This is a genomic window from Streptomyces sp. ActVer (assembly GCF_027270795.1).
Taxonomy (GTDB): Bacteria; Actinomycetota; Actinomycetes; order Streptomycetales; family Streptomycetaceae; genus Streptomyces; species Streptomyces umbrinus_A.
In genome coordinates this window covers 12,599-28,893 of sequence record NZ_JAPWHT010000092.1, presented here as the reverse complement: position 1 = coordinate 28,893, position 16,295 = coordinate 12,599, and the positions used below count along the sequence as shown (strand labels likewise).

Annotated in this window: 28 protein-coding genes; 1 reads left to right on the top strand and 27 read right to left on the bottom strand. The window is 68.8% G+C overall.

The genetic code is table 11. From position 1 onward, the window contains the following. The 6 genes from O3Q52_RS17435 to O3Q52_RS17410 form a co-directional block, all read right to left on the bottom strand. Positions 1-441 (bottom strand): hypothetical protein (locus O3Q52_RS17435; protein ID WP_269649702.1); only part of this gene is annotated, 441 nt, incomplete at its 3' end. Continuing rightward, positions 438-728 (bottom strand): hypothetical protein, encoded by a 291-nt coding sequence (locus O3Q52_RS17430; RefSeq protein ID WP_269649701.1) that lies wholly within the window; start codon positions 726-728, stop codon positions 438-440. The genes O3Q52_RS17435 and O3Q52_RS17430, both read right to left, overlap by 4 nt. Beyond that, the gene (locus tag O3Q52_RS17425; RefSeq protein WP_269649700.1) at positions 725-2,038 is read right to left on the bottom strand and encodes a DnaB-like helicase N-terminal domain-containing protein; all 1,314 of its coding nucleotides are present in this window, start codon (positions 2,036-2,038) and stop codon (positions 725-727) included. The genes O3Q52_RS17430 and O3Q52_RS17425 overlap by 4 nt, the downstream gene beginning before the upstream one ends. Then, entirely contained in the window at positions 2,038-2,280 is a 243-nt protein-coding gene (locus O3Q52_RS17420) for a hypothetical protein (RefSeq protein WP_269649699.1), read from the bottom strand. Before O3Q52_RS17420 ends, O3Q52_RS17425 begins: the two co-directional genes overlap by 1 nt. Then, a complete protein-coding gene (locus tag O3Q52_RS17415; RefSeq protein ID WP_269649698.1) occupies positions 2,277-3,365 on the bottom strand; it encodes a hypothetical protein in 1,089 nt (362 codons plus the stop codon). The genes O3Q52_RS17420 and O3Q52_RS17415 overlap by 4 nt, the downstream gene beginning before the upstream one ends. After that, positions 3,365-4,162 (bottom strand): HNH endonuclease, encoded by a 798-nt coding sequence (locus O3Q52_RS17410; RefSeq protein WP_269649697.1) that lies wholly within the window; start codon positions 4,160-4,162, stop codon positions 3,365-3,367. The genes O3Q52_RS17415 and O3Q52_RS17410 overlap by 1 nt, the downstream gene beginning before the upstream one ends. A 108-nt stretch (positions 4,163-4,270) precedes the next feature. On the opposite strand from O3Q52_RS17410, the gene O3Q52_RS17405 reads away from it, so the two are divergent. Further along, positions 4,271-4,624, top strand: coding sequence for a type II toxin-antitoxin system prevent-host-death family antitoxin (locus tag O3Q52_RS17405; protein ID WP_269649696.1), 354 nt, complete (start codon positions 4,271-4,273; stop codon positions 4,622-4,624). Between the two features lie 59 nt (positions 4,625-4,683). Here O3Q52_RS17405 and O3Q52_RS17400 read toward each other — a convergent pair whose 3' ends face one another. The 21 genes from O3Q52_RS17400 to O3Q52_RS17300 all read right to left on the bottom strand — a co-directional run bounded on the left by O3Q52_RS17400 (position 4,684) and on the right by O3Q52_RS17300 (position 16,116). Beyond that, positions 4,684-6,111, bottom strand: a complete 1,428-nt coding sequence (locus O3Q52_RS17400; RefSeq protein WP_269649695.1) for a DNA cytosine methyltransferase — start codon at positions 6,109-6,111, stop codon at positions 4,684-4,686. Beyond that, positions 6,108-7,103: a hypothetical protein gene (locus O3Q52_RS17395; protein ID WP_269649694.1), complete on the bottom strand. Its 996-nt coding sequence runs from the start codon at positions 7,101-7,103 to the stop codon at positions 6,108-6,110. Before O3Q52_RS17395 ends, O3Q52_RS17400 begins: the two co-directional genes overlap by 4 nt. After that, on the bottom strand, positions 7,100-7,441 hold the full coding sequence (locus O3Q52_RS17390; RefSeq protein WP_269649693.1) for a hypothetical protein: 342 nt from the start codon (positions 7,439-7,441) through the stop codon (positions 7,100-7,102). The genes O3Q52_RS17395 and O3Q52_RS17390 overlap by 4 nt, the downstream gene beginning before the upstream one ends. A gap of 106 nt (positions 7,442-7,547) precedes the next feature. Beyond that, positions 7,548-7,859 carry a hypothetical protein gene (locus O3Q52_RS17385; RefSeq protein WP_269649692.1) on the bottom strand — a complete coding sequence of 104 codons (312 nt, stop codon included), beginning with the start codon at positions 7,857-7,859 and terminating at the stop codon, positions 7,548-7,550. Continuing rightward, positions 7,856-8,245 carry a DUF4326 domain-containing protein gene (locus tag O3Q52_RS17380; RefSeq protein ID WP_269649691.1) on the bottom strand — a complete coding sequence of 130 codons (390 nt, stop codon included), beginning with the start codon at positions 8,243-8,245 and terminating at the stop codon, positions 7,856-7,858. Before O3Q52_RS17380 ends, O3Q52_RS17385 begins: the two co-directional genes overlap by 4 nt. Further along, entirely contained in the window at positions 8,242-8,970 is a 729-nt protein-coding gene (locus tag O3Q52_RS17375; protein WP_269649690.1) for an ASCH domain-containing protein, read from the bottom strand. The genes O3Q52_RS17380 and O3Q52_RS17375 overlap by 4 nt, the downstream gene beginning before the upstream one ends. A 68-nt stretch (positions 8,971-9,038) precedes the next feature. Continuing rightward, positions 9,039-9,515 carry a hypothetical protein gene (locus tag O3Q52_RS17370; protein ID WP_269649689.1) on the bottom strand — a complete coding sequence of 159 codons (477 nt, stop codon included), beginning with the start codon at positions 9,513-9,515 and terminating at the stop codon, positions 9,039-9,041. Further along, positions 9,512-10,336: a recombinase RecT gene (locus O3Q52_RS17365; protein WP_269649688.1), complete on the bottom strand. Its 825-nt coding sequence runs from the start codon at positions 10,334-10,336 to the stop codon at positions 9,512-9,514. Before O3Q52_RS17365 ends, O3Q52_RS17370 begins: the two co-directional genes overlap by 4 nt. Then, the gene (locus O3Q52_RS17360; protein WP_269649687.1) at positions 10,333-11,286 is read right to left on the bottom strand and encodes a YqaJ viral recombinase family protein; all 954 of its coding nucleotides are present in this window, start codon (positions 11,284-11,286) and stop codon (positions 10,333-10,335) included. Before O3Q52_RS17360 ends, O3Q52_RS17365 begins: the two co-directional genes overlap by 4 nt. Before the next feature lie 128 nt (positions 11,287-11,414). Continuing rightward, entirely contained in the window at positions 11,415-11,744 is a 330-nt protein-coding gene (locus O3Q52_RS17355; protein WP_269649686.1) for a hypothetical protein, read from the bottom strand. Beyond that, a complete protein-coding gene (locus O3Q52_RS17350) occupies positions 11,744-12,286 on the bottom strand; it encodes a hypothetical protein (protein ID WP_269649685.1) in 543 nt (180 codons plus the stop codon). The genes O3Q52_RS17355 and O3Q52_RS17350 overlap by 1 nt, the downstream gene beginning before the upstream one ends. Positions 12,287-12,397: 111 nt before the next feature. Beyond that, on the bottom strand, positions 12,398-12,898 hold the full coding sequence (locus tag O3Q52_RS17345; RefSeq protein WP_269649684.1) for a hypothetical protein: 501 nt from the start codon (positions 12,896-12,898) through the stop codon (positions 12,398-12,400). After that, positions 12,895-13,185, bottom strand: coding sequence for a hypothetical protein (locus O3Q52_RS17340; RefSeq protein WP_269649683.1), 291 nt, complete (start codon positions 13,183-13,185; stop codon positions 12,895-12,897). The genes O3Q52_RS17345 and O3Q52_RS17340 overlap by 4 nt, the downstream gene beginning before the upstream one ends. After that, positions 13,182-13,430, bottom strand: coding sequence for a phiSA1p31-related protein (locus O3Q52_RS17335; protein ID WP_269649682.1), 249 nt, complete (start codon positions 13,428-13,430; stop codon positions 13,182-13,184). Before O3Q52_RS17335 ends, O3Q52_RS17340 begins: the two co-directional genes overlap by 4 nt. After that, entirely contained in the window at positions 13,430-13,681 is a 252-nt protein-coding gene (locus O3Q52_RS17330; protein WP_269649681.1) for a hypothetical protein, read from the bottom strand. The genes O3Q52_RS17335 and O3Q52_RS17330 overlap by 1 nt, the downstream gene beginning before the upstream one ends. After that, the gene (locus O3Q52_RS17325) at positions 13,678-13,908 is read right to left on the bottom strand and encodes a hypothetical protein (RefSeq protein WP_269649680.1); all 231 of its coding nucleotides are present in this window, start codon (positions 13,906-13,908) and stop codon (positions 13,678-13,680) included. Before O3Q52_RS17325 ends, O3Q52_RS17330 begins: the two co-directional genes overlap by 4 nt. Further along, entirely contained in the window at positions 13,905-14,459 is a 555-nt protein-coding gene (locus tag O3Q52_RS17320) for a hypothetical protein (protein ID WP_269649679.1), read from the bottom strand. Before O3Q52_RS17320 ends, O3Q52_RS17325 begins: the two co-directional genes overlap by 4 nt. Further along, on the bottom strand, positions 14,456-15,187 hold the full coding sequence (locus tag O3Q52_RS17315) for a hypothetical protein (RefSeq protein WP_269649678.1): 732 nt from the start codon (positions 15,185-15,187) through the stop codon (positions 14,456-14,458). Before O3Q52_RS17315 ends, O3Q52_RS17320 begins: the two co-directional genes overlap by 4 nt. Further along, positions 15,184-15,447: a hypothetical protein gene (locus O3Q52_RS17310; protein WP_269649677.1), complete on the bottom strand. Its 264-nt coding sequence runs from the start codon at positions 15,445-15,447 to the stop codon at positions 15,184-15,186. Before O3Q52_RS17310 ends, O3Q52_RS17315 begins: the two co-directional genes overlap by 4 nt. Before the next feature lie 98 nt (positions 15,448-15,545). Beyond that, a complete protein-coding gene (locus O3Q52_RS17305) occupies positions 15,546-15,827 on the bottom strand; it encodes a helix-turn-helix domain-containing protein (protein ID WP_269649676.1) in 282 nt (93 codons plus the stop codon). 4 nt (positions 15,828-15,831) lie between these two features. Continuing rightward, the gene (locus O3Q52_RS17300) at positions 15,832-16,116 is read right to left on the bottom strand and encodes a hypothetical protein (RefSeq protein WP_269649675.1); all 285 of its coding nucleotides are present in this window, start codon (positions 16,114-16,116) and stop codon (positions 15,832-15,834) included. Between the last annotated feature and the right edge of the window lie 179 nt (positions 16,117-16,295).

Genomic DNA, 16,295 nt, shown 5'->3' with positions numbered 1-16,295 from the left:
CGCGGCCACCCCCGCCGTCGGCTTGTGCTCGCCGGCCAGCTCCCGGTACCGCTCCTCGGCCGCTTCGGCGAGCACGGCGGCCAGCCGGTACACATCGGCGAGGCCGTGGTCATTGAGGCCCGTCGTGTTGAGGAAGGCGCGGACCGCCGTGTACGCGGCGAGCGGACTGAAGCTCGGAGGGCTCTGGGTGCAGGGCCGGTGGGTGCCGTTGTCGAGCTGGTGGAGGGTGCGGCGGAGCACCTCGGTGTTCTTGAGGCGGCGGTGGAGCTTGGCCTCGGTGGGGGTGTAGGCGCGGATGATCTCGGCATTGGGGTTGGTGGGGTCGATGTCCCAGACGCGGTCTGCGATCTGCCGGCGGTAGGCGGTGATTCGGCGGGTGGCGATGGCGCGCATCGTCGGGTAGGCGGCGGCCCACAGGGCGGCGATGTCGGCGGGGATCACGGGGTCTCTCCTCGGCTGAGGTGCTTGCGGGCGCGGGCGATGGCGGCCTGCTCGTGGACTTGGGCTGTGACCCGCGGCGTGAAGATCGGCGAGTCGACGGCCGGCTCGGGCGGTATGGCGCGGCCGGGAACGATCTGCCAGCCGCACGTCCAGGTGTGGCGGCAGTTCGGGCAGCGGTAGCCAGCGATGAGCCCCTCGGCGCCGTCACGGAGTGCGGACTCCGGGAACACGTCGTAGGTGGGGCACTCCTCGCAGGCGTCGGCGTACAGCGGATTCGGGTCGTTCACCAGATGGCTCCTGTCTCGGAGTGGCCTGTGAGTTCGTTCATGTCGATGGGCCGGTAGGAGATCCACGGCCACTTCTCGCCCTGCTTGAGGAATTGCGGCCAGTTCCGTTCGTCGCGCATGCCGCGCCACGGCATGAACCGCCGGCCGCGGGCCCCGTCGCCGTCCTCGGCGGACTTCTCGTCCTCGACGGGGCGCAGGCCGAAGCCGAACTCGGGCCAGCGCATCCACAGCGACGAACCGACGGGGCGCAGGGTGCGGTGCTGGCCGAAGCCGTTGTGGTGCGGGCTGTGGGCCTCCATGAAGACGGCGCAGCCAGCCGTCGCACGGGCTTCGTCGAGGACCACGGAAACCTTGCGGGCGAGCTCTTCGCTGTTGGGGTCGCCCGCGTGGAGCCGGTAGATCGGGCCGATGATCAGCAGGTCGGGCTTGAAGTCCTCGACGCGGCGCATCACCCACGACCGGTCCTGCGGCCGGGTCAGGTCGAGGCCCTCAGGCCGGCAGCGGATGTGGAACTGGCCGCGGCGAAGGGGCTGGCCGAGGCTGTCGGCGGCAGCAAGCAGCGGCCGGAACTTGCGGCGGGAGGCGGCCTCACCGTTCTCGCAGTCGAGGACCAGAACCTTGATCGGGTCGACGGTCTTCCATGTCTCGAACGGGTGGACGCCCGCGGCGAGAGTCACGGCCAGTTGCCGCAGCAGAACCGACTTGCCGCCGCCCTCCCCTGCCGTAAGGATCAGCCGGTCCATGCGCTCCAGCAGGCCGGGCACGATCCAGTCGAAGGTGTCCTCGTGCTGGACGAAGTCGAGGATGTCCTCGGTCGGCATGTCGTCTTCGTCGCCGGTCCGGTCCCGCAGCTCGCGGGCCATCGACACGGCGCGCTCGATGAGTTCGCTGGTCTCGCCGACAGGGCTGTAGCCCATCTGCGTCAGCCGGGTGCCGAGTTCGATCAGCGACCGGCGCAGGCCGCGGTCCTGGACGATGCCGGCGTACCACTCGCCGTTGGACGGCGCCGGCACAGCCCGCGTGAGCTCGATCAGGTAGTCCTGGCCGCCGACCCGGGCGAGTTCACCGCGGTCGGCCAGGTACTTGCCGAGGGTGATCTGGTCGACGGGCTGTTTGGTGGCGGTCAGTTCAGCGATCGCCCGGAAGATCGTCTGGTGGGCGGGCAGGTAGTACGCCTCAACGGCGGAGGCGGCGAGAACCTCGGCGCACGCCTGCTTCGACATGAGGCAGGCGCCGAGGGCAGACCGTTCCGCGTCGACGTCCCGCGGGGGCGTCCGCTCGAACGGATCCTGCTCGAAGCCGTCGGACACTAGAAGATCCCCTTCTCGACGTTGGACTCGTAGCTGGGCTTGGGCTTCACACGGCGGACGATGTCCGCCGGCATGACGTGCTTGGTCGTCTCGCGGTAGTGGGCCCGGAGCGCATCGCGGGCGGCCTCGAAGTCGATGTCGTCGAGGACCATCTGCCAGGCGCGGACGTCGACTTCGCCGAGCGTTCGTTTGTCGACGGCGGCTGCGATGGACAGCAGATCTGCGGTTTCGGCGAGGGTCATGCGGGCTCCTGGCTGGTGTTGGATCCGGCTTCGAGGGCGCGCTGCTCCTCGGCTCGGAATTTGGCGGCGAGGGCCTGGCCCTCCGAGTAGCGGACGGTCGCGGTGGAGGGGCGCATCTGCACGACGTTGTCCGCCTGCTGGCTGCGGATTTCCGAGAAGGCGAACTGGAGGCTGTTGATCGTTACCGGCTTGCTGAGTTCGCCGAGGCGGACCATGGCGGCCCACAGCTCGTCCGGGTCGGTGTCGTTCTCCAGGGCGGCAGTGATGGTCTGGCGCACCAGGTAGCGGCGGTAGGAGTTGCCCTTGCGGAAGCGATCCATGAAGGCGTCGGCCATCCGGTCTGAAATCCCTCTGTCCGCAACCGCCGTGGCGCCTGTGGCTGCAGATTCGACCTCGTGCGCGGGGGGTTTAACCCCTTGCTCCCTTGCTCCCTTGCTCCCTTGCTCAGGGGCGAAATACTCCGGAGCGTTTCGGGAGGAATTCGGGAGAGATTCCAGAGTCTCGGAAGTAGCGTCCTGACCAGGGAGTTCACTCCAGTCGATGGCTTCCTCGGCGTTAGACGACCCTCCCGGAGCGGTCTCGTCCGATTCAGCCCCCAAGTGGGCGCCGGAAGGCTCTCCGGAGGGGCTTCCGGAGGGGCCTGTGGAGGGCTCGGGGATCTTCGCGAATCCCTCGCGAGACTTTCGCGAGCGATTCCGGAGGCGCTGAGGGTTGACCTCGCGCCACTTCTTGAAGTCGTCCGGCTCGTCTTCCGGGCACGGCGGGATCTTTGAGCGGGTGGGGTGCGACGGCTTCTGGTGCTCACGCCAGTTCGGCGCATGCAGGTAGCGACGGCCGTCGACCTCGTACCGACAGAGCGGCCCGGCCTCGGCGATGGTCTCCAGCCAACCGTCAATGACTTCCGGAGTGGCGTCACGGTCCCGGGGAAAGCAGTCAGAGGCGATGAGGAGTTCGTCGTCGACTCCGCGGCCATAGTCGTCGAGGTAGCCCCACAGCAGGATGAAGAAGTAGCGGACCTCCCGCGGCCACAGCGACACCGTGATGGAGGTGCGCAGCTCGGGCTTGATCGACCGGATACGGGCCATCAGTTCTCACCGCCCGCGGTCTCGCGCTCGGGAAGATAGACGGGGAGGTAGAAGTGGCCTCGCCTGCCAGCCGCCTCGGCGGCCTGGATCAACTCGTGCCGATGGTGGCCCGCCCTGATGGCTTCGGTGACTTCCTCGATGAAGAGCGTCGTAGCCCGCCCTGCGGGGCGATCGCCTACGCCCTGCTCCCAGGCGATCTCCCAGGCGTGAACGGCGTCGCACCCCAGGCTGAACTCCTCCGTGTCGGGCCAGATGCCTGCATTGCGGGAGGGGACACCCCATTTGAGTTGAGTCGACTGCCGCGAGCCGGCGATCGCGGCGGCAGCCAGGATGTTTCCGATATAGACGCCGCGGTCCACTAGTTGTTGACGCTGGTCATAGAGCGCCTCCCAGTCCGCAACCGAGGGGCCTTCCGGATCGACTGCACACCAGGCCGTCTGCCATACGTCCTCGACCATGGCCAGCTGGACTTCCAAGAACGACCACGCGGCCGGCATGCCCGTCTCGGGGTCGAGGGCGACATTGCTGAACTGCCACCGCTTCGCGGACGCGGACTCACGGAAGGCTTCCTGATCCACGTCGGCGACGGGCTCCGCGTTCGGCATGCTGCTGGTCTTGCCGGCATTGCAGTCGGCGCACGACGTGACGAGGTTTGTCGGCTTGTCGCTGCCGCCGAGGGACTTCGGGATGACGTGGTCGACGTTGAGCGTCACGTTGGGAGCCGTGGCGCCGCAGTACCGGCAGGCGTGGTTGTCCCGCCGGAGGATCTCGTACCGGAGGCGCTTGGAGACGGCCATCAGGGCTTCTTTCGGTGAGCTTGGACATGCGGAAGCAAGGGCGTCTGGCGGTGCCGGGTCGCACCTGCCACAATACTTTAAAGATTGGTCAGATTGGAAGGATTGGAAATGACTTACACTCTGTTCATGCCTGCCGACCAGCGCATTCAGATCGCAGAGGACGGCGTCGCCGAGGTTCCGATGACCGACGCGCGCGCCGCGTTGACCCGCCTGATCCGCGGAGTCCGCGAGGACGGCCGTCCCGGGGCGTTCACAGAGCGCGGCGAACGCCGGGCCTACGTCGTGACCCCGGCAATGTTCGACCGCGTTCAGGGGGCCAGTGAGAAGGAGCGGGCGTTCAGCGAACTCGTGCACAAGCTCGATGCGCTGTTCCAGGACAAGCAGTTCGCCGAGCGGGTCGCCAAGAAGGACCCCGAACTGCATGAGCTCCTTGAGGCCGGCACCCTGCACCTGCTCCTCTGACCCCATCGCTCCTCCTTCCTGGCCCCGCCGTGCTGGCGGGGCCGTCGTCATGTCCGGGGCTAGGCGGCGGCCTGGAAGCCGGGGATGGTGTGGCGTTCGATGGCTTGGCCGGTGATGGCTTCGACGAGGGGGCAGACGAGGACTTCGGCCATGCCGGGCGGGACGCCGTTGCCGTACTGCTTGACCTGTTCGCGCTTGGAGCCGAGGACGATGTAGTCGTCGGCGAAGGCCATGGCGCGGCCGATCTCGTGGGGTTCGAGCATCCGGAACAGGACGTCGTCGATGTCGACGTGGCCTTCGATGACTGCGAGGCGCGGGTCGGGGGTGACGAGTCCGTGGTGGTTGCCGGATGCGGTGACGGTGGCGAGCGCATCGGAGACGGAGCGGGCCACGGATCCGCCGCCGCGGAGTTCGGCGATGAACGGCAGCCAGGCCAGGCCCGTTTCGTTGCGGGCGGTCTGGGTGCGCAACGGCGCGAGGGCGGTGTTGGCTTCTTTCCCTTCGCGTCCTTCGACGGGGACCATCAGCGGCGGTATCTGCAGGCGGTGGTTGTCGATGGGGTGGGCGAAGCGGGTGATGCCGGCCTGGATGCGGGCGAGGGTTTTGTCGGCGAGGGGCCGGGCGCGGTCGCCGATGCGCTGGCCGGGCAGCGTCCAGTCGATGCAGGCTGCGGCGGGGAGCGCTTCGGGTTCGACGATTGCGTACCGGCAGCTGGTGTTGGGGCACCGGTAGAGGTACTGCTGCCGGTAGCGGCCCATGTCGCGGCCGTGCTTCTTGAACACCTGCATGGCGTTGACGTGCTGCCCACAGCTGTCGCACCAGGCGAGGGGCCGCAGCCACTTGTTCCAGTCGGGGTCGCGGCCGAGGCTTTCGTGCCAGTAGGTGAGGAAGAGCCGGTCGCGGGACTGTGGGGCCTGGTGCACGGTTCGCGGGGTGACGTGCATGGCGTTGAGGGCGACGAGCCGGGTCCGGTAGCCGAGCTTTTTGATCTCGCCTAGCCAGCGGTCCCACTGGTCCCAGGAGCGGACGTCGACGACGTTCTCGACGACACCCGCCTTGACCAGGCCGCCGCGCTCCTGAACACCCCGCAGATAGAGGGGGACCTCTTCCATGAGGGCCCGGGATTCTTCCTCCGCGGTGGGTTGCTCTTCCTCGGCTACGTCTTCGAGGAGGGAGAACAGGTCGTACTGCATGGCCTTGTCGAAGTCGCGCTGCTTGCCCTTGGCGACGGACCAGTTGGTGCATTCCGGGGAGGCCCAGAAGATGTCGGTGACGGGCCAGTCCCAGACGGGCGCTTTGCGGATGTCGCCCTGGTAGTGGTCGGTGTCGGGGAAGTTCGCGGCATGCGATTCGATGGCGCGCAGCCAGTGGTTCGCGGCCCGGGTGACGCGCACACCGGGGACGGCATGGACGCCCTGCGAGCTTCCGCCGGCGCCACAGAACCAGTCCATGACAGTGAGCGCATCGTCGTCGTGTCGGTAGCTCATGCGGCCACCGCCTCGTCCTGCTCGACGGCCGGCTCGGGCTCGGGGTTCCTGAGCAACGCCTGCTGGAGGTGGTTGCGTGTAACCCCGAGCCGTTCGGCGGCGAGCGCTACGTCGAGCCCGGAGACTCGCAGCAGTTCGCGTGCGTCGTGTGCGAGGTCGGCTTCGCGGTGGGAGGCTGCGGCGCGGGCCCGGAAGCGGGCCTGGTTGAGTTCCTGCACGGTGAGGTGGGCTTGCTCGTCGAGCCACGCCTCGTGGGCGGCCTTGCAGCGCTCGCACATGGGCAGGCGTTGGAGGCTGTGCATCCAGTAGCCGCGGTCAGTGCCGCAGTGGCCGGTCCAGTCGGGTACAGCTGCCGGGTCGTCGATGTCGTCCCAGGCGGCGGGCGGCACCCATCCCTGAGCGCGGGCGTGCTTCCGGGTCACGGTGGCGCTGCATCCAGCCGGGGCCGGGGTCCCATGCAGGTCCGCGAACACCGCTTGGATCCGTTCGGCGAGGTGTTGGCGGACGGTGGGCTGGGCGCCGGTGGAGATCAGCTGTAGGCGGGCTTGGGCGCTGCCCGCAGCCTCGGCGATGACCTTGGTGGAGTAGCCGATGGCGCGCAGTGCTTGGATGCGGCGGCGAGTGCCGAGGGCGTCGATGTACTTGCCGCTGGCCGGGGGCTCCGGCGTGACGGCGAGGACTCGGTCCCGGGTGCTGCGGCGAACCTGTGTGCGCCTGCCGTCCGCGACGAGCTTGAGGTTGCGGTATTCGCTGCCTGTCGCGTCGGCGACCTGCTGCCAGGTCATCGTCTGCCTGAGGGTGTTGAGGTGCTCCCTGACGGGGGTGGCGTCGACGAGGCCGGGGCGGCCGAGTTCCCGGTTGACGGTGTACTGCTTGCGTGCGCGCCGGAACGTGACGTAGCAGCGGGCGCACTTGCAGGGCTCCCGGTATCCGGGGCATCCGTTCGCTCGGGCGTAGGTTCCGTGCGGCGGCGGGGACTTAGTGACGGTCACGGCTGGTCGGTCTCCTTCCAGGTCTGGGTGGCGCGCAGGATGGCGTTGCAGGTGTCGAGTGGTTGCCGGTCGTGGCCGGGCCGGGTGGGGATGAGGGGTGCGTCGTCGAGTGCGGCGGAGTGTTCGGCCATCTGCCGCTGCTCGTCGGCGAGTTTCCGGCCGAGTTCGAGCCGGTGGCGGATCTGTTCGACGTACCGGGCGGCCCGGTTGAGCGCCCGCCAGGCGATCGCGAATACGGCGACGAAGACCACGCCCGGGCCGAAGGTGTCGACCTGCTCGACACCCCACAGCCAGGCGTTGACTAGGCCGTTGACCGTCTCGGGGGTGACCTCGCCCATCACGTCCGCCTCCCGGTTTTGCGTGCAGGCCGGGCAATGAGGGCGAAGGTGATGGCGGCGACGCCGACACTTCCGGCGAGAGCGAGGAGGAACAGGGCGGTGTCGTTCACGCGGCGGCCCTCCGTGCGGCTCGTGTGCCGCGCCAGGTGCGGACGCCGCTGCCGTCGCGGGTGGTGGTGAACGAGGCCGGCTCGATGAGCCCTTCGTCGTGAAGTCGGTGCAGCAGCTGTCCCCACATGGCGCGCGGGTTGGGCGGCTCGGGGAGTTTCTCGGCGACTTTGATGTGCCAGGACGCGAACTCCCGCCCGGACTTGGCGGCGGTGACGAACGCGGGGCGGACACGCTCGGCCCAGGTCTCGAAGTCATCCTGCGGCTCGGGGACGCTGCCGTCGAGGGCGGGCTGCACGGACGCGGTCATGAGGTGGCCTCCTCGTTCACCAGGCTGATCAGCACAGCTGCGTGGCAGTGATCGGGCTGGCCCTCGGCGGGGAGCGGGCACCAGCAGGTGAGGTCCCGACCGTGCAGCAGCGCGCGGAACAGACGCCGGGCGTCGGCCTGCTCGGGCTGGTTGATCCAATGCCGGTACAGCTCAGTGGCGTAGCGACGGGCGTCGAGGCCATCGGCGGGCCAGGTTCCGACGACGCCGCCGTCGGTGCCCCACTGGACGAGGAGGCCGTTCCGGTGGTCGCCAGCGGGGATGATGCGGGCGGGGTTGCCGAAGCGGGTTGGGCGGCCGACGTACACCGCGCCTTCGGGCTTGCGCCATCCCTTGGTGCGGCGGCGCTGGATACGGACGGGGCTCATCGGCTGGCCTCCTCGAAGAGGCCGTTGACCATGGCGTTGTGGGCGTCGGCGGCATTGTTGAAGCAGTCGGTGCACAGGAACGTGACGGGCGGCTCGCAGTCCGGCTCGTCCCACGGCTGGGTGGGCGGCTGGAAGCGGAAGAGGCGGCGGGTGTGGTTGCAGTCGGGGCAGGCGCCGTCGTGCGACGTACCGACGATCACGGCCTCTTCCTGGCGCATCAGTTCGGCCTGGTGCTCGTCGTAGGTGATGCCGCAGTCGCACGGGCCGGGCCGGAAGATCGAGCCGTGCGGCGGCTGGCACGGGAAGCCGTGCTTGCAGAGCAACTTCTTCCACCGGGCCTCCGCCGCCAACTGCGTCTCGATGGCGGCCAGGACGTCGGGGTCGGGTGTCCAGAAGCCGAGCGCGCCCTTCGCGGGTACCGGCTCGGGCAGGGCAGTGACGTCGGCGAGCGTCCAGTGGTAGACGTTCTCCTCGCCCCACGGCCCGCAGCAACGGCCGTCCTCCGAGTAGTGGCAGCCGGTGATCGTGGCGACGGCGACGATCGCGCTGTACACGTCGAGGTTGGGGCCGTAGACGACCGCCCACTTGTCGGGCTTCGCGCCGGCGTGGATGAGGATGCGGGCGCCCTCGTGCTTGGCGGGGAGCTTCCAGGTGCGGTTCTCGACGCGCTTCGTCTGGTGGGCGATCGCGCCAGCCCAGGGCTGGCGGATGGTCAGTGCTCGCATGACGTGGTCTCCTGTCGGGGTGGCGACCGGCCGTATTTCGGGTACGGCCGGCCGCCGAACGGGGTGGGCTACTGGGCGGTGTCGGTCTTGTCCCACGGGGTGGGCATCTCGGCGCACCACCGGAGGTGTTCTTCGCGCTGGACGGTGGGCGGCTTCCAAACGCCGCTCGGGTTCTTGCCGTAGTCGGGGGTGATGCGGTCGACGTCCGCGCGGACGTCGAGTCCGGCCTTGCTCAGCTGCTCTGCGAGCTCCAGCCACGGCTCGTGCTGCTCGTCGGTCTCGGCAAACGACAGGTTCCAGGCGACGGCGTGGGAGACGATGTCCCGCCAGACGATGAGGGCGGCTCGGAGGGCGCTCGCGTCCGCCGCCGCGGTCTCGCCCTGGGCGATGAGCGCGTGCCCGATGGCCCGGTTTGTCAGAATCCCGGTGAGAACGGCGGCGTGCTGCTGGTCCGCCATCGGCAGCGAGCCTTCGAGGGCTGCTGCGATAGACGTGTCGGCGGAGGCCAGCAGTCGCTCGGCTTCAGCGCGGTGGTTGATGCTCACGCGGCACCGCCGGGCTGCGCGGCCTCGGGCCAGCCGCCGGCGGGCTCAAGCTCGGCTTCGACCGGGCCTTCGTCCTCGTCCGGGTCGGCGGCCCCCAGGGCTCCCGCCGTCGCGCCGACGAGCGTGGGGGTGTCGGTGCGCTCAACCGTTGCGGTGCGCCTCTCCGCGGAGGTGGGCACCCATTTGCCGAGTCGGCGGGCGGCGGTCTTCAGCCACATCGCTTCTTCGTCGGTGCGCCACGGCGAGTAGTCGCTGTCGACTCCGTCGGACTTGGCCTTGGCCCGGTTGATGTGGGTGCGGCTTAGGACGACGACCTTGGAGGTGGCGCCGCCGGTCATGACGGCGTAGGCGTACACGCCGACGAGGTCGCCGCGGTCGCCGAACCAGTTGGCCTTGTGGACGGGCCGCTCGTGGAGGCCGGGCACGTAGTTGAACTCGTCGCTCTCGCGGACGACTTCGACGACGACCGAGGATGCGGCGCCCGCGTTGTAGATGAGCTCGACGATGCCCTGGTAGCCGACGATGCCCTGGACTTCGGGCTTCCCCTTGCGCCTGATCGGGCGGAGGTAGAACTGTTCGGTGCCGGGCTCCAGGCCGAGGCGGGCCGCGGTCATGAGTGCGCTCATGAGGCTGCCCGGGTTGGCTCGGGCGGCTGCGGCGAGCTTCTCGTCCTGGCGGAGGACGCCGACGGCGAGGCGGGCGAAGGTGTCGACCCTGACGTGGCTGGCTGCGACGAGAGCGAGCTCGGGCTTGTACTGCTCGATGACGGAGGCGGGACCGTTGTCGCGCTTCTCGATGGCGTTGCCGATGGGGCTGTTCATGCGGCTTCCTTCTGCTTGTACGGGTTGAGGGACTTGGTGGTGCCGTCCGCCTTCGGAATGCGGTAGGCGATGCGGCGTTCGTCGCAGACGGCGCGCCGACCGGTGCCGATGTGGTCGAGGACGACGCTCTTCGCGGCGGTGAGTTCAGCCGCCGCCTCCTTGGAGGCGACCTGCGCGTTCTCGTAGCGGGCCGCGTCGACGGCGGGGATCTCGACGTCGATGTCGTCGAACCCGTCGGGCTGAACTCGGATGGTCTGGTAGGTGTCGTCCGCGCTGTCGATGGGCGGGCGCACCCCGTGGCTGACCTCGTCGAGGAACTTCACGGCCGCGTCGCGGAGGATCTTCGCCTCGGCTTCGTCGTAGTCGACGGTGTATTCGCGGTAGTCGTGGCCGGAGATGAGGACGGCGAAGTGGACGCGGCGCAGGCCGAGGACATTCATCTGCCACATCGCCTGGCAGCGGTACCAGACCGGCACCCCGTCCTCTGCGCCGTCCGGCCCCCAGTCATCCCCGAACGGGGACGTCTTGACCTCCAGGAGCGAGTCCGCCTGGTCCGGGATCTCGAACTCGCCTGCGGGCTGTGGGTAGACGAGCCGGTCCGGGGTGGCGCGCTCCCAGTCCCGCTCCCGATGCCGCCACGTGCCGGCCGGTGCAGCGAGGAAACCGGGGTGCTCCTCCTGCCACTTGAGGGCGACCGCATCTTCGAGGCGGGTCCCCCACTCGATCGGCGAGCTCATCTCGAACGGGGCGACAGCAAGGCCGGACTTCTTGTGCCACAGCGTGAAGCGCGACATCCACGGGGACAGGCCGACGACTGCGGCGATCTCAGTGGCGGTGATCGTCAGACCGGCGCGGGCCTCGTCCCAGGCGGCCGTGCCGGGTGTGAGGTGCCCGATCAGGACGCCCTCCGGCACGGTATAGGGGTGATCTGTGGTGCTTTCGGTGCTCATGTGACTCGCTTTCGGGTGTCGTGATGGGCGGGCGACTCGTCCCGACCGGGGGGGTGGTGCGGGACGAGTCGCCCTGAGGCGGCGCGGAGAGGGGGGCTCGCCGCGCCGCCGGTCTGTGAAGGTGTTGGTCAGCGGTGGTTGTGGATGACCAGCCAGGCGGGCGCCGGATGGTCCGTGAACCCGAGACGGACGGCGACGTCGCGCAACGCCTCCTCCCACGCAGCCAGATCGGCGGGCGTCGGGAGCGTGTCGGCGTTGAGGCGAATGACCTCGGTCTCCGCGACCGGGGTGTACCGGGTGACAAGGAGCAGCCGGTCCCAGTCGCCGACGACGATGTGGCCGACGCTGTCCTTGACGAGGTCAGGCCCGTCGCCGATGACCTGGTCGAGCCGGTCGAGGTCGGTGCTGGTGGGGATCTCGAAGCCGTAGGCGATGCCGACGGAGTGGTAGAGGCCCATCAGTTGGCACCCGCCGCTCGGACGATGCGGTCGTGGGCTTCGTTGAAGTCGTTCTGGTCGAGGCCCATCCACGGCACCGTGTGCGACATCGCGACGAGGATGTCCGCGGCGTTGAACTCGTCCGCCTTGGCTTCGCGTGCCGCTTCCTCGATGTCCGCATCCGTGTAGGTGCCGTTGCGGGACACGTCGCCGGGCATGTAGTTGCTGCCGGGCTCGTCGCACCAGGCGTAGCTGAGCTTCGCGTACAGGTCGCGGGCGGTCTTGTCGGTGACCGTCTCTTTGATCGCCTCGGTGTCCTGCGTCCAGTCGATGCCGGACTCGACGAGGATCTGCACGCCCTTGAAAGCGTTCTCCCGGCATATCGACTCGGCGATCGCGAGGCCTTCGTGGTGGCCAATCCGCCAGCGGGCCGGACTGTTCAGGGACTGGTCGTTCGGCATGCGGAAGACGACCAGGCCGGGCGCCGCCTGAACGGCGCCGGGGACGGTGTGCTTCTGCTGGCCGTGGATGATCATCGTGTAGTCGGTGGTCTCACCGATCATCGGGTTCCTCCGTGGGATGCTGGTGTCGGATCCCCGGGTGTCTCTCGCACTCGGGGCTTCTTGCGTTGGTCGCCGGCGGGGCGGGAGCGGATCGCCGCCCGGCCGGCGAGTTCAGGTGGTGGCGGGTTCGTCGCGCACGGCCCACGAGGGCGGCACCCAGCCGGGGTTGGTGGTGGCGAGCGGCGACTCGTGCAGCGGGATCGGCCGGTTGTACTGGGCGCGAAGCTCCGTCACGTCGATCGGTCCGGTGGCCTCGTCCTCGGGGCCGTCGACGCGTCGGAACCCGGGTGGCACCGTGATGCGGTTGGCGTTCGCCTCCGCGGCAAGCTGCGGACCGAACTTCGCGCGCAGACGGAGGGCTTCACCACGCCACTCGTCGCGTTCGGCAATCAGGTCGTCGTTGCTGGCCTGCTGCTGGGCGACGATCTCATCCGTCTCGGCCTGCTTGCGACGCGCTTCGTCGAGGTCTTGCTGCAGGAGGGCGATGTCGTCTCCGGCGGCGTGCAGGTTGGTGAGGATGGCGATCTCGTTTCGGCGGAGCCGCTCTACCTCGTCGACGGCGCGCCGCCGTCCGGGGCCTCTCAGGATGGGAATCCGGTCAGTGATGATCACGACTGGCCTCCTTTCAGGCGGGCGTTGAGGTTCTTGGCGGCGGCGACGTCGGCTTCGAGGAGCCCGATCGCGTCGAGGAGTTCGAGGACTCCTGCAGCGATGACGGGGTCCTGGCCGAGTTGTCGTCCGGCGAGGCGCGGCATCAACTCGTCGAGCGGGTGCGGGTTCTCGGCCCCAACCTGGTCGGCGATGCGGACGGCGGCGGCCCGCTCCCGGCGCTGCTTCACGTCCGGCTTCAGCCGGGGGATGTGCAGCGCTGACCCCGATTCGATCTCCCGGCCGCTCATGACGCCGCCTCCAGAACCTGCCGGTACAGGGCGGCCGGTGTGCGGACGCTGTCCGGGGTGAGCGGCCCGTGGTCGCGGTAGACGACCGACAGCGGCAGCACCACCTCACCGAGGCGGTCGATGCGCTGCATGAGCGGCTCACCGGCGTCGGTGTGCTCGCACGTCCACAGCCAGCGGGAGTCGTCCTCCAGCGCGGTCTGCACCCGGTCCAGGTCGATCTGCGTGCCGTCGAGGACGATGGTCATCACGCCACCTCGGGGAGCCGCTTGACGAGCTGCTGAGTGGCGGTCCACGCGCGAAGCTCGGACACGGCTTCCAGCAGCTGGTCGAGCGTCTCGGCCGGGGAGCTGCTCACCGCGATGGCGATGCTGTTGCTGCCCTGGCCGATGACGAGGCGGGCGGCGGGCTTGCCGTCGAAGTGGCTGCGGCTGTACTCGGTGCGGATCGGGCCGTCATGCAGGTCGACGGTCAATCCGCCGATGATGTGGGCAGTCACGAGGTCTCCTCGACGGTGGTGGTTCGGCGTGCTTGCTTGCGGCGGCTGGGAGCGGAGGATCGGCGGGGCCGGCCGGTCGGGTTCAGTCCCACAGCCGGGTCTGCGGCCCGCTGCTCGTTCTGCCGGGCCACCAGGTCGCGCAGGTCGGCTTGCAGCGTCGACAGCGGCACGTCGGCCCGCTCGATGCGCGGCGGCGGGGACTGGAATGGCTTCAACGGGAAGGTCACGGCGCCGCCCCCCTACTGGCGGCCAGCTCGTCGACGGCGTCCTTGTCCCCGGCGGCGGCGCGCACCTGGAGCGGCAGCTGCGTCCACACTTCGCCGAGCCACTCCTCCGCCCACTCGTCGCCGACACAGCTGGTCATCGACTGGTGCACGGTGTTCAGCGCGTCGATCAGCGGGGATTGCAGGCCCCACAGTTCCTTGATCGTGGCGAGCAGCGCCGGGACTGTTTCGGCGGGCGTCGCATGCCCGAGCCGCTCCGGCGTGCCGCCGACCGGCACGGGCAGCGCGCCCCGTTCGGCGACTGCGGCGGCGGTCCCGGCGGCGCGTGCCGCCTTGAACTCGTCCTCCGACACCACGTCGACGTGGCTGAGGGCGATGCAGGCGCTGTGGCCGTCGACCCAGACGACGTCGGTGTGGCCGCCCAACACCTGCGCCTTGCTGCGGGTGCGGGTGATGAGCCGCCTGTCGCCGGGGTGATCCTCCGGACGGCAGGCCGGGTAGGCGACAACCGGAGTACCGACCGGGTAGCGGGAGTTGAAGGTCTCAGCGTTCACCGGAGCACCGCCTTACGGGCCGGGTCCCAGGTGCAGGACTCGAAGCCCTTCTGCTTTACGTCGCGGCAGATGCCGGGCTGATGCTTGGGTGAGCGGCGGCAGTAGTGGTCCGCATGCTCGGGGCAGCGAGAGCCGCAGATCGAGGCGTCGTACTGGCCGATGCCCCACACGATCGCCCGGCAGGCGAACAGGAACTCCCACGAGAAGTCGTCGAACGACTCCTCCCAGTGGTCCGGGATCCGCAGCCGGAAGTCGCCGTGATCGAACGACCCGACCGCATACTCGGCCGTCCCGCGGTATTCGAGGCTGTGGTCCTCGGAGTCGAGGATCTGTGCGGTGACCGCCTCAACAGCGCCAGGGAAACGGGCCTCGGCGGAGGTGGCCTCCTCGATCACCCAGGCGCGGAACTTCCGCTCCGACCAGTCGGTGACGTCGCCCTTCCCGGCAGTGACCTTCTCCTGCCAGTAGCCCGGGTTGATGTCGGCGTTCCTGGACTCGCGGAACAGGCGGAACAGGTCGACCGTCGGGTGGATGGAGAAGGCGAAGGAGAGTCCGTCGCCGCGCACGATCAGGTTGTTCGGCCACGTCACCAGATCGAAGCGGTAGAAGCTGCCCGCCGGATCCGTGAACGCGAGATGCCGATACATGCCCTGGTCCAGAAGGACCGTCATCTCGTGGCCGCGCGTCTCAGCGGCGAACCGGGCAGCGGAAGAGGCGTAGTCGCTCATGCGGGCTCACCGCCCTCAGGCAGGAGCAGAACCTCGTCCTCGGTGACGTTGCGGATCGTCCGCAAGTCCTCTTCCAGCGTCGACAACTGGATGCGCATCCGGCCGTCCGCGTCGGCCAGGAACACCACACGGCCGTTCGCATACGACACGTCATGCGCCGCGATCCGCTCGACATGACCCGACATCCAGGTCAGCTCGTACAGGGCGGGCTCCAGCGGCTCGTAGTCAGCCGGTCCGGGAGTGATGGATGATGAAGGCACGGTCTGCCTCTTCTCTTCGGAGTGGTGAGGGGTGGATCTCGCGGCCTGTGGCCGCAGTGGCCCCGGCTGCCGGTTGCGACGGCGGTTGGGGCCGCGGGCTAGGCGGCGCGGGTGAGGCGGGGCTCGGGCGGCCGGCTGTCGTGCTCGGCGTCCGGGGTGGGCGCTACGGCCGCCTGGTACTGGGCTTCGAGGTAGGCGTCGAGATCCTCAACGCGGTACGCGATGTACCGGCCGATCGGGAATCCCTTACGCCCCGGCCCCTTGGCCTCGACGCGCCACTTCCGCAGCGTCGCCAGGGTGACCCCGATGTAGGGGGCGGCCTCTTCGATCCAGAGGCATCCTTCGGGCGCCTTCTGCTTGGGTTCCTTCCGGTTGTGCATGGGGTTACTCCTTCGGGGTGGGGGGAGCGCCTGGAGACGCATCGTCCAGTTCTGGAGACGCTTTGGGCGCAAAAAGAACGAGGATGGCTACGCCAAGCGCCTTCACGAGTGCGGTCGCGTCGAGCACGTCCGCGGTCTTCTGCTTGCCGGTAGCCAGCTTCTCGATGAGGCCTCGGCCGCAGCCGCTGGCTTCCGCAAGGCTGTCGTAGCCGTAGGGGATTCCGCGACCTGGGTGTTTCATGATCCATTGGAAGATCTGTGCATCTCTCAGCGTGTAGCGACGGCTCAATGGTTCCCCCGTGGTGCGGAGCGGCCTTGATGTGACGAGTTAAGCATGACAGAGACGAATCGTCTACCAATCTGGACGACCTACCGATGGGTATCGGCAAAGTTTCTGGCTGGATGGCTTTGCTCCGTAGACGGTTCGTCTCCAACCGGGGAAGGTTGTACTAACTGACCTGCTAGTTT

Bases quoted from the DNA above. Each gene is read 5' to 3' on its own strand.
- O3Q52_RS17305 (WP_269649676.1), bottom strand. From the start codon at position 15,827: ATGCACAACCGGAAGGAACCCAAGCAGAAGGCGCCCGAAGGATGCCTC.
- O3Q52_RS17405 (WP_269649696.1), top strand. From the start codon at position 4,271: ATGACTTACACTCTGTTCATGCCTGCCGACCAGCGCATTCAGATCGCA.
- O3Q52_RS17350 (WP_269649685.1), bottom strand. From the start codon at position 12,286: ATGATCGGTGAGACCACCGACTACACGATGATCATCCACGGCCAGCAG.
- O3Q52_RS17410 (WP_269649697.1), bottom strand. From the start codon at position 4,162: ATGGCCGTCTCCAAGCGCCTCCGGTACGAGATCCTCCGGCGGGACAAC.
- O3Q52_RS17340 (WP_269649683.1), bottom strand. From the start codon at position 13,185: ATGAGCGGCCGGGAGATCGAATCGGGGTCAGCGCTGCACATCCCCCGG.
- O3Q52_RS17420 (WP_269649699.1), bottom strand. From the start codon at position 2,280: ATGACCCTCGCCGAAACCGCAGATCTGCTGTCCATCGCAGCCGCCGTC.
- O3Q52_RS17360 (WP_269649687.1), bottom strand. From the start codon at position 11,286: ATGAGCACCGAAAGCACCACAGATCACCCCTATACCGTGCCGGAGGGC.
- O3Q52_RS17400 (WP_269649695.1), bottom strand. From the start codon at position 6,111: ATGAGCTACCGACACGACGACGATGCGCTCACTGTCATGGACTGGTTC.
- O3Q52_RS17385 (WP_269649692.1), bottom strand. From the start codon at position 7,859: ATGACCGCGTCCGTGCAGCCCGCCCTCGACGGCAGCGTCCCCGAGCCG.
- O3Q52_RS17375 (WP_269649690.1), bottom strand. From the start codon at position 8,970: ATGCGAGCACTGACCATCCGCCAGCCCTGGGCTGGCGCGATCGCCCAC.
- O3Q52_RS17335 (WP_269649682.1), bottom strand. From the start codon at position 13,430: ATGACCATCGTCCTCGACGGCACGCAGATCGACCTGGACCGGGTGCAG.
- O3Q52_RS17355 (WP_269649686.1), bottom strand. From the start codon at position 11,744: ATGGGCCTCTACCACTCCGTCGGCATCGCCTACGGCTTCGAGATCCCC.
- O3Q52_RS17315 (WP_269649678.1), bottom strand. From the start codon at position 15,187: ATGAGCGACTACGCCTCTTCCGCTGCCCGGTTCGCCGCTGAGACGCGC.
- O3Q52_RS17380 (WP_269649691.1), bottom strand. From the start codon at position 8,245: ATGAGCCCCGTCCGTATCCAGCGCCGCCGCACCAAGGGATGGCGCAAG.
- O3Q52_RS17390 (WP_269649693.1), bottom strand. From the start codon at position 7,441: ATGGGCGAGGTCACCCCCGAGACGGTCAACGGCCTAGTCAACGCCTGG.
- O3Q52_RS17415 (WP_269649698.1), bottom strand. From the start codon at position 3,365: ATGGCCCGTATCCGGTCGATCAAGCCCGAGCTGCGCACCTCCATCACG.
- O3Q52_RS17365 (WP_269649688.1), bottom strand. From the start codon at position 10,336: ATGAACAGCCCCATCGGCAACGCCATCGAGAAGCGCGACAACGGTCCC.